Source organism: Aeromicrobium sp. Root495 (assembly GCF_001426755.1).
GTDB lineage: Bacteria > Actinomycetota > Actinomycetes > Propionibacteriales > Nocardioidaceae > Aeromicrobium.
The window spans coordinates 2,000,052-2,012,837 of the sequence record NZ_LMFJ01000001.1 but is presented as its reverse complement, the minus strand read 5'-3'; the positions used below and the strand labels follow the sequence as shown (position 1 = coordinate 2,012,837).

At 74.0% G+C, this 12,786-nt stretch carries 7 protein-coding genes; 2 read left to right on the top strand and 5 right to left on the bottom strand.

What is annotated here, in order from left to right; translation table 11 throughout:
• The first annotated feature begins 10 nt into the window (after positions 1 to 10).
• Positions 11 to 1,039, top strand: coding sequence for an Atu2307/SP_0267 family LLM class monooxygenase (locus ASD11_RS10040; RefSeq protein ID WP_056288704.1), 1,029 nt, complete (start codon positions 11 to 13; stop codon positions 1,037 to 1,039).
• 25 nt (positions 1,040 to 1,064) lie between these two features.
• Here ASD11_RS10040 and ASD11_RS10035 read toward each other — a convergent pair whose 3' ends face one another.
• Together ASD11_RS10035 and ASD11_RS10030 are read right to left on the bottom strand one after the other, a co-directional pair.
• Positions 1,065 to 1,397 (bottom strand): STAS domain-containing protein, encoded by a 333-nt coding sequence (locus ASD11_RS10035; RefSeq protein WP_056286588.1) that lies wholly within the window; start codon positions 1,395 to 1,397, stop codon positions 1,065 to 1,067.
• Positions 1,394 to 3,718, bottom strand: a complete 2,325-nt coding sequence (locus tag ASD11_RS10030) for a SpoIIE family protein phosphatase (RefSeq protein WP_056286584.1) — start codon at positions 3,716 to 3,718, stop codon at positions 1,394 to 1,396. Before ASD11_RS10030 ends, ASD11_RS10035 begins: the two co-directional genes overlap by 4 nt.
• A 146-nt stretch (positions 3,719 to 3,864) precedes the next feature.
• Here ASD11_RS10030 and ASD11_RS10025 point away from each other — a divergent pair, with 146 nt between their 5' ends.
• Positions 3,865 to 4,212: an STAS domain-containing protein gene (locus ASD11_RS10025; RefSeq protein ID WP_056286581.1), complete on the top strand. Its 348-nt coding sequence runs from the start codon at positions 3,865 to 3,867 to the stop codon at positions 4,210 to 4,212.
• Positions 4,213 to 4,231: 19 nt separating this feature from the next.
• On the opposite strand, the gene recD is transcribed toward ASD11_RS10025, so the two are convergent.
• The 3 genes from recD to recC are packed head-to-tail and all read right to left on the bottom strand — an operon-like array spanning position 4,232 to position 12,734.
• Entirely contained in the window at positions 4,232 to 6,049 is a 1,818-nt protein-coding gene (recD, locus tag ASD11_RS10020; protein ID WP_082554272.1) for an exodeoxyribonuclease V subunit alpha, read from the bottom strand.
• Complete coding sequence (locus ASD11_RS10015) at positions 6,046 to 9,372, bottom strand: UvrD-helicase domain-containing protein (protein ID WP_056286580.1); 3,327 nt, start codon at positions 9,370 to 9,372, stop codon at positions 6,046 to 6,048. Before ASD11_RS10015 ends, recD begins: the two co-directional genes overlap by 4 nt.
• Entirely contained in the window at positions 9,369 to 12,734 is a 3,366-nt protein-coding gene (gene recC / locus ASD11_RS10010; protein ID WP_056286577.1) for an exodeoxyribonuclease V subunit gamma, read from the bottom strand. The genes ASD11_RS10015 and recC overlap by 4 nt, the downstream gene beginning before the upstream one ends.
• Positions 12,735 to 12,786 lie beyond the last annotated feature (52 nt).

Below are 12,786 nucleotides of genomic sequence, written 5' to 3'. Positions count from 1 at the left end.
TGTGCTGGTCGTGAGCACACCTGAGTTCGGCATCGACACCTTCGGAGGGGTGACCCTCGACGTCGAGGGCCGGCCCGTCCCGCACGCGCAGGTCATCCGCGACCTCGTGGACCAGGCCGTCCTGGCCGACGAGGTCGGGCTCGACTTCTTCGGCCTCGGCGAGCACCACCGCCCCGACTTCGCCGTCTCCAGCCCGGAGATGGTCCTGGCGGCCATCGCGTCGCGCACGAGCCGGATCCGGCTCGGGTCGGCCGTGACGGTGCTCAGCTCGGACGACCCCGTGCGGGTCTTCGAGCGGTTCGCCACGCTCGACGCCGTCTCCGGCGGACGCGCCGAGATCGTGGCAGGGCGCGGATCCTTCATCGAGTCGTTCCCGCTCTTCGGCTTCGACCTCGCGGACTACGAGGTGCTCTTCGAGGAGCGCCTCGAGCTGCTCGCCGCGCTCCTGAAGGAGGAGCCCGTCACCTGGTCGGGAACCACCCGCGCGGCGCTGCAGGACCAGGAGGTCTTCCCCCGCACGGAGAACGGCATCACGGCGTGGGTCGGCGTGGGCGGCAGTCCCGAGTCGGTCGTGCGCGCCGCCCGCCACGGCTTCGGCCTGTTCCTCGCCATCATCGGGGGCCCGGCCGACCGGTTCGCCGGCTACGTCGACCTCTTCGAGCGGGCGCAGGACCAGCTGGGCACGCCGCGCCGACCCGTGGCCGTCCACTCGCCGGGACTCGTGGCCGACTCCGACGAAGAGGCGCGCGACGTGGTGCGCGCGGGCTGGTACGCCATGCGCACCCGCCTCGGCCAGGAGCGGGGCTGGCCCCCGCCGCGCCCGGGCGACTTCGAGCGCGAGATCGCCGGCGGCGCCCTCTACGTCGGCTCGCCGGAGACGGTGGCGCAGAAGATCGCCGGCACGGTCCAGGTGCTGGGGGTCGACCGGTTCGACCTCAAGTACGACCAGGCCCAGGTGCGCTCGCAGGACCTGCTGCGCTCCATCGAGCTGTACGGATCCCAGGTGGTGCCCCGCGTGAAGGAGCTCCTCGCGGGCTGAGTGATGTTCCGTCCCCGCGGTGCGATCAGGCCGTGGTGGCGGCAGCGACGTCGGGGAACAGCGGGAAGACCTCGTGCATGCCGGTGAGCCGGAACACCCGCTCCACGGCCGGGAGAGCGCCGGCTACGCGCAGCTCGCCCGTGTCGCGCAGGATCTGCCAGCCGCCCACCAGCGCGCCCAGGCCGGAGGAGTCCATGAACTCCACGCCGGACATGTCGACGACGACGCGCGACGCCGGGTCGGTCACGTGCTCGATGAAGTGGGCGCGCAGGTCGCGAGCCGTCTCGATGTCGATGTCTCCCGTCAGGGTGATGACGTGGAAGTCGCCGTCGTGGCGGTCGTGGATGCTCAGGCTCACGCGCGAGATCCTTTCGGTCGGAGGGCGACGATGGTGAGGTCGTCGTCAAGAGTGCCAGGAACGGTGGTGAGGAGCGCGTCGACCCAGCCCTCGAGGTCGGCGCCCGCGGTGGTGCCGGCGGCCGACCGCAGCTGCTCGATGGAGACGTCGAGCTCCACGCCCCGACGCTCCACGAGCCCGTCGGTGTAGAGCACGAGGGTGTCACCGGGATCGAGCACGAGCTCGTCGGTGCGGGCCGCGCCGAAGCCGATGCCGAGGAGCGGCCGCCCGGCCTCCGGCAGGACCTCGGCCTGCTCTGGCCGCACGAGCAGCGCAGGGAGGTGCCCCGCACTCGCGAGACGCACGGCGCCGGTGTCGGGAGAGATCGTGAGCACCACGACGGTCGCGGTCTGGCCGGGCAGCAGGGTGCGGGTGAGCACGTCGAGGCGGTCGACGCACGCGGCGGGGGACTGCCCGTCGATCATGTAGGCCCGCAGGCCGGTCCTGATCTGGGCCATCGCGGTGGCGGCGGAGACTCCGTGGCCGGCGACGTCACCGACGGCCATCACGACCGTCCCGTCAGGCAGCGAGAACGCGTCCCACCAGTCGCCGCCCAGCTGGCTGCCCTTCGCGGGACGGTATCGGGCGAGGACCTCGAGGCCGTCGAACGACGGCGCCTCGTCGAGGACGAGCGTGCGCTGGAGCGACTCGGCGAGGGTGGTGTGCTCGTGCGTGCGGCGCAGGAGCTCGGCGGAGAGGTGCTGGCGCAGGTTCTCGACGACCTCGAGCTGCCAGGACTCCCACGGCAGGCTCTGTCCGCGGACCACCTGGCGCCACTTGGCGAAGGACTTGCGCGGGCTGAGCCGCACCGACGGGTCCTCGGTGGCGGCGATGAGCTTGTTGGTGGGGTCGCCGCCCCAGTCGACGGTCTTCTCGATCTCGGGCCGCAGCCAGAGCATCCAGCGGTCGGGCCCGTTGCCGATGTGGAGGGCGCCGGCGGCCAGGTGGGCCCACTCCGCCAGGTCCGGCGAGAGCCCGGCCAGGTGGTTGGTGGCCGTGGCCTTGCCGTCGGCGGCGCCGACCCGGGCAGCGATGTCGTGCAGGACGGACGCCGGCGGGACCTCGCCCAGCGTCAGGAGCTGACCGTCGGCGAACAGCGCCGTCCCGTGCGCCCCGACCAGGGAGAGGAGGCGCTCGTCGGAGTACAGCGCGTCGTAGACGGGGCGCGGATCACCCGCGAGCGAGGTGGTGATGCCGCCGAGCAGTGCGCTGGAGCGTCGCTCGTCGGCGTGGTGGTCGGCGCGCTCGCGGTCGTCGATGAGGTGGGAGGCGGTCTGGCCGAGGAACTCCGCCGCGGAGCGCGCGTCGAACGGCACGCGAAGGGGCCCGGAGTAGTGGTGGCACGCCACGAGTCCCCACAGCGCGCCGTCCTTCACCATGGAGACCGACATGGAGGCCGAGACACCCATGTTGGACAGGTACTCGATGTGGATGGGCGAGACGCTGCGCAGCACGGAGTGCGACAGGTCGAGCGGGGCGCCGCTGGCCGGGTCGAGCACCGGCTCGAGCGGCACCGGCTCGTACGCGATGTCGGCGATGAGGCGCGTCCAGTTGACGGTGTACAGCCGGCGGGCCTGCGCCGGGATGTCGGTGGCGGGGTAGTGCAGACCGAGGAACGGGTTCAGGTCCTCCCGACGGTCCTCGGCCACCACCTCGCCGTTCCAGTGCTCGTCGAACCGGTAGACCATGACGCGGTCGAAGCCGGTGACCTGACGGATCTCGGTGGCGAGGCGCTCGCACAGCTCCGCCGTGGTCTCGGTCTCGGTGAGCCGGGCGACGGCCGTGCGGGCCGAGCGGTACGACACGGTGGCGGACAGCTGGGGGGACTCGACGGGCTCCAGCTCGACGACGGTGCGACCACCGGACCGGTGGACCACGAGGTCGACGTCGCAGGAGCTGAGCGTGCCGTCGTTGGGGTCGAGCCGGATGCGGATGGGGGACAGGAGGTCGCCGTCCTCGAGCGCGAGGTCGAGTGCCGCCGTGGCACTGGGCCCCAGGACGTCGGTCAAGGAAGCGCCCAGGACGTCGGCGGTGCGGTGCCCCACGAGCCGTTCGATGTTGCGCGAGGCGGTGACGATGCGCTGCTCGTCGTCGAGGGCCACGAGCAGACCGTGCGGCTGGATGGCGCCCGGCACGTGGATGGGCTCCTGGTCGCAGCTCTCCAGGTCGGGCGGCGGGTACGCCGGCGTGTGGTTGAACGGGCGAGCGTGGATCGGCGCAGCATCGAACGCCGGGGAGGTGGACGGGAGGACGTCGGACGACTCAGCGGAGTCAGGACTCACGACACACCTTTCCCGTCGATGGCGCCGCCTGACTGCACAACCGGCACCGCCACCCTAGCCGTTGCAGGACGCCCGCACCGACCGGCACGTCGGCGCTCTGGCAGGATTCGAACAGGTTCGAGGATGCGCGCGAGAGGGTTGGACGGATGGACTTCGGGTTGAGGATCGACTGGAGTGACGACACGACGGTCGTGAGCCCGTTCGGGGAGGTCGACATCGACACGGCCCCGCGCGTTCGTGAGGCGGGCGCGACGGAGCTGACGCGCGACGTCGGGCTGCTCGTGCTGGACCTCCTGGGCGTCACGTTCATCGACTCCACCGGGCTGGGTGCGCTCGTGGCCCTGCGCAAGGAGGCGCTGCAGGCCGACGTGCCGTTGCGGCTGGTCTCCGGCCGCCGGACCGACGCGATCCTGAAGATGTCGGGGCTGGCCGAGGCGTTCGAGGTGTACGCGAGCCGCGCGGCGGCCATGGGGCACGTCGACGACATCGCGTAGGGCCACCGCCGGGCCCGGCTCAGTCCCTCGTCTCGAGAGCGGCGGCGAGCCGGCCGGCCACACCGCTGGCACGCGCCGTGCGGTGCTCCACGGCGCGGCGCACCGTCTCGGGCCGGGCCACCACGGTGAGGCTGGACCGCGTCCGGGTGACAGCCGTGTAGAGGAGCTCGCGGGAGAGGACGAGCGACTCCTCGTCGGGGAGCAGGAGCGTGACGTGCTCGAACTCGCTTCCCTGGCTGCGGTGCACGGTGCTGGCGTACGCGCTCTGGACGGACGCGAGACGGGCCGCGGACACCACGAGGCCCGTGTCGAGATGCGCGACGAGACGGTCGGCGTCGTCGAGGGTGACGCCGACGTCGCCGTTGTTGACCCGCAGGGTGGCGTCGTTGCGGGTGACGAGCACGGGCCGGCCGACGTACCAGGGACGCTGGGCGTCGGGGTACGGGCGGACCTCGCGCTCGAGCTGCTCGTTCCAGTGGCTCACGCCGGCCGGTCCGTCGCGGTGGGCGCAGAGCAGCCGGTGCTCGGCCAGCAGCGCGAGGGCCCCCGCCGCGTCGCCCTCGGACGCGGCCCGGGCGATGGCCCTGGCCTGCTGACGGGGCCGGGCGTCGATGACGGTGGAGACGTCCTCCGGCGCGACGAGGCGGACGTGCTCGTCGGGACCGGTGAGCACGGCGAGGGCACGGTCGGCGTCGCCCTCGACCACGGCCTCGGCGAGGTCGCTCACGGCGCCGTCGAAGCGGTGCCCGCGGCTCAGCCGGGTGACCCAGGGGGATGCGAGCCCGCCCAGTCCCTCCACGACGTCGTGCAGGACGGCCCCCGCCTCGACCGAGGCGAGCTGGTCGGCGTCGCCCACCAGGACGAGCCGGCACGAGGCGGGCACGGCCTGCACGAGCCGCTCCATCATGAGCAGCGAGACCATGGACGTCTCGTCGACGACGATGACGTCGTGGGGGAGCTTCTGCCCCGCGTGATGACGGAACGCCGTGCGGTGGTCGGGCCGGGCCCCGAGCAGCCGGTGCAGCGTGACGGTCTGCAGGCCCTGGAGCCAGGCACGCTCCTCGGCGGAGAAGGCTGGAGTGTCGGTGGCCGCGCCCACGAGCGCCTCCCGCATGCGGGCCGAGGCCTTGCCCGTGGGGGTGGCCAGGCCCACGCTCAGGGGTCGGGTGGACCCGGAGGCACGGTGCTGCGACTCCAGGGCGACCAGCAGCCTGGCGATGGTGGTGGTCTTGCCGGTTCCAGGGCCGCCGGTGAGGACCGTGGTCCAGGAGCGGGCCGCTGCGTCGGCTGCCGCGCGCTGCTGCTCGAAGCCCGGCTCGCCGAAGAGCCGGTGGAGGTCGTGGCGCAGCAGCGCCTCGTCGACCTTCGGCGGGGTGGGCGTGAGACGACCGACGAGCCGGTCGCACAGCGAGACCTCCAGCCCGTGGTAGCGCGCGAGGTACAGGAGTGGACCTTCCACCACGAGGACACGGTCGGTCCCGGACGCGACCGGGCTCGACGACACCCGCGCGAGCCAGGCCACGGGGTCGTCGACGAGCGTGGGCCACGTGACGTGGGGCAGCTGGAGGCGCAGGTCGGCCACGACGGAGCCGAGGTGGACGCAGGACGATCCCAGCCGGACCCCCCTGACGGCGAGGGAGATCGCGAGCAGGACGGAGTCGTCCTCGTCCTGGGCCAGACGGCAGATGGTGCGGGCCACGTGGACGTCGGCCGGCTCGAGGACGCCCCAGGTGTTGAGGTGACCGAGCAGCCCGTCGGCTCCGCGGACCGACTGGCGGCTGAACGGGTCGATGGGCTGGGGCTGCTCGGCGGCGAGGTCGGCGGACTCGGCTGTCATGCGGGCCTCCTGGTGGCGGACCCGTCGAGCAGGTCGCTCAGGGCGAGCACGAGGGCGGAGGGCGGACGCCAGGCGAAGACGCCGTACGGCGTTCCGTCGGCGCCGCGAGGGACGTCGGGCCCGGTCATGCCGCGCACGAAGAGGTAGAGCACGCCTGCGAGGTGCTCGTCGGGCTCGTAGCCCCGGAGCCGCCACCGCAGGAAGCGGTGCTGGGCCACGGCGTACAGCAGGGCCTGCAGCGGATAGGTGGTGTGGAGCATGGCGTCGGCGAGGTGCTCGGGTGCGTAGGCCTCCAGCCCGCCGTCCGGTCCCTCGAGGCGGTTGGTCTTGTGGTCGACGACCAGCGAGCGGCCGCCCTCGAGTCTCAGGAGGAGGTCGATGGACCCCGTGAGGTAGCCGCGCAGCGTGCGACCCCGCAGGGTGGGGTCGCGCAGCTGGGAGGCGAACGGCCGCAGCGGGTCGTCGGCGGGCAGGTGCTGCTCCATCAGGTCGGCCACGTGGGCCAGGGTGCCGGCGCGGCGCGCAGGCCCGCCGCCGATGCGGTCGCGATCGCCACCGGCGAGCGGCAGCTCGAAGTCCATCTCACGGAACGGTCGGGCCGCCAGGGCCTCCGCGAGGGTGAGCCCGTCGGCGAGCGGTCCGAGCGGAGTGCGGAGGACGTCGACGAGCGCCGGGACGAGGACGTCGGGCTCCACCGCCAGGGGTCGGCGGGCGAGCTGCTCCTCGAGGCGCTGGTGCACCTCGGCCGCGAGGTCGGGCCGGTCGACGTCGACGTCCTCCAGGACGCCGTGCACGAGGGTGCCCAGCTCGGCGCTTCCCGCGATGCCTCCCCACGGCGAGGGACCCAGACCGGCGTCGGACTCGTCCTGCACGACGACGTCGACCTCGTCGCCGGGGCCGGTCTCGACCGGCTCGCTGCCCACGGACCGGCTCTCGTCGCGACGCACGAGCGAGGTGTAGGAGGTGCGGGTCCACGTGGTGTCGACGGTGCGGGTGAGCGCTCGGGCGGAGAGCTCGACGGTGGGGGCGGGCCGTTCGAGGGGCTCGGTGGGAACGGTCTGCATGCGCTCCACCGCCGGACCCCCACGTGCCTCCCAGGCCCGGGCCCGGGCGACGGCGTCGGTGTCGGTGGGCGGGACCCACTCGTCGGGGACGTGCGCCGCATCCGGCTCAGGTCGGAAGAGCATGCGCGTGAGCGCCGCGTGGCGGCCGTTGGAGGTGGGGACCCAGTGCATGACGAGACGGGACTGGGCCCGGGTCATGGCGACGTAGAGCAGCCGCAGGGCCTCGCCGGCCAGCTCGGCCCGGGCCACCCTGGTGTGGACGTCCCAGGACGGGCCGCTGCCTCCGACGTCGAGCGCGCGCCGGCCATCGGCGTCGTGCAGCCGCGGGTAGGTGGCGCGGCCGACGTAGCGGTCGAACAGGAACGGGGCGTAGACCACGGGGTACTGGAGCCCCTTGCTGACGTACGTGGTGACGATCTGGACGGCGTCGGCGTCGCTGTCGAGCCGGCGGGACCGGTCGCCCACGGGACCGTCGGTCCGGTGCTCGGTGAGCCAGCCCAGGACGCCGACGAGACCGAGACCGGTGTCGTGCGCCGCCTGCTGCAGCACCTGCCCGACGTGCTCGAGGTCGGTGAGCAGCCGACGCCCGCCCTGGACCCGCAGGATGCGCTCGACCACGGCAGCGTCGCCCACGAGGGTCTCCACGAGCTCGGCCGTGCTGCGGTCGCGCTGGATCTCGGTGAGGTCGCGCAGCCGGGCGGCCACGACGTCGGTGACCTGGTCGTCGGAGTCGGAGGCCAGGTCGGCCGCGGAGAATCCCAGGAAGGGGCCCAGGGCGGCTGCCCGCACCAGTCCGCTGCGGTGGGGCGCGGCCATGGCGGCCAGGAGCGTGAGCCAGTGGTCGGCCGCGGGGCTCTGCAGGACGTCGGTCCCGCTGCCGCGCACTGCCGCGACCCCCAGGCGGGCGAGGGCGTCCTGCACGAGCTCGGCGTCGGCGTGGCGCTCGACGAGGACGGCGACGTCGCCGGGACGGACCGGCCGGGCACCGTCGCCGGGGTCGAACGTGGCGCCACCGGCCAGGAGGGCGTTGACGTCGGCGGCCACGTCGGCCGCGACCAGGCCTCGTGCCGTGCCGACGGGGACGTCCTTGCCCGGCGAGGCCTCGGCGTCCTCGCGGGTGAGGACCCGCAGGCGGAACGGCTCCGACGTCCGGGGGTCGTGGAGGCGGGAGCCCTCGCGGGCTGCGCGTGCCGGACGCACCACGATCTCCTCGTCGCCGAGCGCCGCTCCGTGCATGAGGGCGTCGACGCGCGCGACGAGCGGGGCGTCGCTGCGGTGGTTGACGACGAGCGTGCGTCGCGCCTGCGCGACGGCTGCGGCATCGAGGTAGGTGCGGACGTCGCCACCGCGGAAGGCGTAGATGGCCTGCTTCGGGTCGCCGACGAGCACGAGGGTGGAGTGCCCCACGAACGCGCTCTCCAGGATGCGCCACTGCACGGGGTCGGTGTCCTGGAACTCGTCGACGAGGACGATCTTCCAGCGCTCGCGCATGACCGTGCCGGCGGCCGACCCGGGATCCTCGAGCGCCTCGGCCAGGCGCTGCAGGAGGTCGTCGTACGACAGGGTCCTGGCGGCGAGGCGTCGACGCGCGGACTCCTCACGCACGGCGGCGGCGAACCGGCGACGCAGGTCGGGCACGGAGTCGGGCTCGGCATCGGTGGGCAGCAGGTGGGCGGCGGGGTCCTCCACGGCCTTGCGGCCGAGCGTGCGGGCCTCGTCGGGGGTGAACGGAGGCGTCGCTCCCAGGCCGACCGCGCGGAGGTAGAGGTCGGAGACCACCTCGTCGACGATCTGGAGGTCGTCCTCGACGAGCGCCGAGCCCGGCTCGACGTCTCCGGTGGTGCCGAGGCTCCTCAGCACGGCGTGGCAGAACCCGTGGGTGGTGGTGATGGTGGCCTCGTCGAACTGACCGATGGCGCGGCGCAGACGTCGGGTGCGGGCAGCGCGCTCCACGTCGTCGACGCGCACCAGCAGCATCAGCAGCGCGTCGTCGGGCGGAGGGGGCGACTGTCCCGACAGGACGGCCTCGGCCTGGACGAGCCGTTCTCGCACCCGGTCCTGGAGCTCGGCGCTGGCGGCCCGCCCGAACGTGACGACCAGCAGGTCCTCCAGGCGGGCCCGGTCCTCGGCCACGAATCGCGTGACCAGGGCGGCGATGGCCCACGTCTTGCCGGTGCCGGCGCTGGCCTCGAGCAGGAGCGTGCCCGTGGGCAGCGGGTCCTCGATGCGGAACTCCTGAGGAGCCTCGGGCGTGGTCATGCCGGGCTCCCCACGTGGTCGAGCAGGGGGTTCCACAGGCGCGGCGCCAGCTGGTGGAGCCCCAGGCCTGCCACCTCGAGCCGCACGAGCCGGGCGAACGAGGTCCCGGCTCCCAGCACCTGCACGTGGTACGGGTCGGCGTCCTCGCCGTCGATGTCGTGGTTGCGGTTGCCGACCCACTCGGGCTCGGCGATGCGCTCGGCGTTGCCCACGGTGGTGCGCCGCAGGGCCTCGGCGAAGGCGTACGAGGTCTTCACCGGCAGGGGCAGCGGGGCGGTCATGCCCAGCTCCCAGAGGTCGAGGAGGTCGGTGAGGTGCCCGAGGACGTCGGGGGCCTCGGGCGGTCGGAGGCTGCGCACGCCGGCCCGCGTGGTCCGACCCTCGCGGACCCGGCCGACCACGTGGACGGGGACCGCGGCGACGTGGGGGTCGGCCGCCAGGGCGAGGACGTCGATCCAGGCGGCCGCCAGGTGCTTGGGACCGATCCGCGACGGGGTGACCACGAGGCCGTGGCCCTCGTGCTGCCCGGACACCGTGCCCACGAGCCGGCGGCCGTCGGGCAGCGCCAGGTCGACGTCGACGCTGCGGGCCTCGTCGGTGCGCCACGGGTCCGCCACGGCGTAGATCCCGGAGATGGTCTCGCGAGCCGAGCGCAGGACCTCGTCGGCCAGGGCGCCGGGGGGCAGGACGCCGCTGCGTCGGGCGTCTGCCTCGGCCTCGTGGCCCGTGACGCCGCCCAGGACCTCGTCGAGGATCTCGGCGTTGAGCTGCCACTGCTGCAGGTGGTCGAGCCCGAGCGGGATGGCGTCGCTCACGGGCTCGGCCTCGCGCTGGAGGGTCACGCCGAGCACCTCGCGGACGAACGAGCGGACCGGGTGGGCGACGAGGCCGCGGAGCTGGTCGAGGGTGACGACCTCGGTGGACCGCGGCGGCACAGGGGCGGCGAGGAACGGCGGGGCCGGCTCCGGCGGACGTTGCGTGGTCCGGGCTCCCGCCAGGGCGGCGGTGTCGAAGCTGAACGGCCCGGGTCCGAGGACCGCACCGGGGGTGAAGGATCGTGCGTCGAACGACTGCAGGGGATGACGCGTGACGACGTGATGGCGCACGTCGAGGGAGGGCGCCGTGCGGGCGAGCTGGTCGAGCAGCTCCCCGACGGGCGTGGCGGGCGGGAGCTCACGGCCGGTGTGCTCGCTGGCGCCGGTGTAGGTGATGACGAGGTGCTCGGTGGCCGACAGGATGGCGTCGAGGAAGAGCTGACGGTCCTCCGCCGCGGCGTCGCGCTCGCCGACCAGGGGGTGCCTGGCCAGGACGTCGTCGCCCAGGGGCGTGGGGGTGCGGGGGAAGGTGTCGGACTCCAGGCCCAGCAGGCACACGACCCGGTGCGGCACCGAGCGCATGGGCACCATGGTGCAGACCGTGAGCGACCCCGTGCGGAAGCTCGTGCGGGTGGGACGGGGCGCGAGGAGGTGGGCCAGCACGGCCTCGACCTCGACCACGCCCAGGGTGCCGCCCGGGCGTCCGGAGGACTGGTCGGCGACGAGTCCTGCGAGGGCCCGCACGACCTGGTCGACCTGCCAGGACTCCCGGGCCGGGGTGCTGGTGAGCGCCTGGACGGCCTCGGTGAGGAGGGCCACCCACTGGGAGAGGTCGAGCGGGCGGGACGCCGCGTCGAGCACTCTCCCGAGCCGCGAGGTGGCCTCGGTGACCCGTCCGACCAGCTCCACGACGCTGCTGCCGAGGTCGTCGACGGGCAGGACCCCGCCCAGGCGGCTGCCCTCGCCCGGCCGACCCGGCTCGGTGGCCACGCTGAGCGCGAGGCGGTCGAGGCCCGCGGCCCACGTGTTCTGGGCCAGCCCGCCGAGTCCCCACCGGGACCGCGCCTGCGCGTCGACGCCCCACCGCACCCCCGTGGTGGTGACCCACGTGCCCAGCTGGTCGAGGTCGTCGTCGGAGAGCGCGAACCGGTGCCGCACGGGCGCGAGGGACAGGAGGTCGAGCACCTCGGTGGCGGAGGTGCGGCCGCCCGCAGCGATGGACACGAGGCGTTGCAGCACCTCGGCGACCGGGTTGACCGATCCGGTAGCGCGATCGGCGAGCCGCACGCGCAGCTGGTGACCGGGGTGCTCGACGCCCTCGACGTCGTCGAGCCCGAACGCCGCCTGGACGAGCGGTGCGAACGTCTCGACGTCGGGGCACATGACGAGGACGTCGCGCGGCTCGAGGGTGGGGTCGTCCTCGAGGAGCCCGAGCACGACCTCGCGCAGGACGTCGACCTGGCGGGCCGCGCCGTGGCACGCGTGGACCTGGACGGATCGGTCGTCCGCCGCGACCTGGCGCTCGGACGGCTCGCCGGGCTGCGCCGGACGGTCCGCGACGAGGTCGGACTGGAGCAGCCCCAAGAGCGAGGAGGGTCGCGCGGGCGGCTCCAGGTGCTCGACCTCGAGGTCGACCTCGAGGCCCAGGAGGCCGATCTCCAGCTCGGCGGCGTCGCGCGCGCACGTGGTGAGCAGGGTGTTGCCGGTCTCGGGAGGGTCGACCTCGGCGCGGGCCGGCCGGGTGCCCCACGTCGGCACACGGTCCTCGACGAGCTGCCACCGGGGCCGGGACGGGTGGGGGAGCCACAGGTGCACCTGGCGGTGGGTGGACAGGGCGGCCACGACGTCGAGCTCGGCGGCGGGCATCCGGGTGTGCCCGAAGAAGGAGAGGCGCTGCGGCAGGCGCGGCTGGAGGGAGCCCTCGCGCAGCCCCGTGGCGGTGGCGGCAAGCCGGGCGTCGGGGGAGGGGTGGCGATCCAGCGCCGCCTCGACCCGCCGCCAGGTCTCGGCCTGCCACCGGCACTCGGCGGGCAGGTCGTGGCCCTGTCCGTCGACGTCGTGCCCTGCGGACCAGGCCTGCACCATCCAGGGGCGCTGCAGTGCGTAGGCGTGCAGGAGCGAGGCCGTGCGTCGGGCGGTGGAGTACCGGCGGCCGCGCCGGAGGGCCTCCTCCGCGGGCCTCATCCCGTGTCCGACGTGGCGGGCCACGACCTCGAGCCACGGCTCGTGGAGCGCGTCGTCGATGACCTCGAGCACCGTCCACGCCAGACGCTCGGGGGACCAGGGGTCCTGGAGGTCCTTCTCGGTGAGCTCTGCGAGCAGGCGTGGCGGGCGCACGAGCTCGATGCCGGCGCAGATGCCGTCGTCCTGCCCCGGTGCGGTGCCGAGCCGGTGGCTCAGCGTCTGGGCCAGCCAGCGCTGCACGCCCTCGGCCGCGACCACCACGAGATCACGCTCGAACGGGTCGTCCGGCGGCTCCGAGAGCAGCCCGGCCAGGCCGTCGGCGAGCACGTCGGCCCGGTCGGCGCGGTGGACGATGAGAGGCACGGTCCGAACCTAGACGGTCGCGGGGACAGGGTCACGGCGGCCGGGTGCAGCG